This is a genomic window from Paenibacillus sp. USDA918EY, from assembly GCF_009870825.1.
GTDB lineage: Bacteria > Bacillota > Bacilli > Paenibacillales > Paenibacillaceae > Paenibacillus_AQ > Paenibacillus_AQ albilobatus.
Genome location: NZ_WTWY01000069.1, coordinates 1 through 361, shown reverse-complemented (window position 1 = coordinate 361; position 361 = coordinate 1). Strand labels below are relative to the sequence as shown.

The 361-nt window shown below is 52.4% G+C and carries 1 protein-coding gene; it reads right to left on the bottom strand.

Annotated features, from left to right (window positions below):
- Positions 1–361, bottom strand: a 361-nt coding sequence (locus GQY55_RS30850) for a hypothetical protein (protein ID WP_160045738.1), incomplete at both ends; no start/stop codon positions are given.

Here is a 361-nt window from a genome sequence, read left to right as displayed (position 1 = left end):
ACTTGCCGGCCGTAAGACAGGTCTTTCAGCAGCTGCTCGAACTTGCTGGTGAACCCAGGATCATCGAGATCCATCTGAAATTCACGGTCAGCCGCCTTTTCGACTTCGTTATGCTCACATAATTCCAGCCACGCCTCTTTGATCGCCAGGACCAGGACGATGTATATCCGCTTGTCCTCCATCTGCACGGCCTCGGAAAGTATACCTTTGACGATCGGGGCGAGATAATCATTAACTTCTTCCCAATCGGTCCGAGGACTGAGCGCTGATGTGAGCATCATCCCGATATCAGAGTTGAACAGCTCGCCTGTGCCGGCTTGTTCCTCGAGAAACTGCGCGAACGGAACTTCTTTTCCTGTCT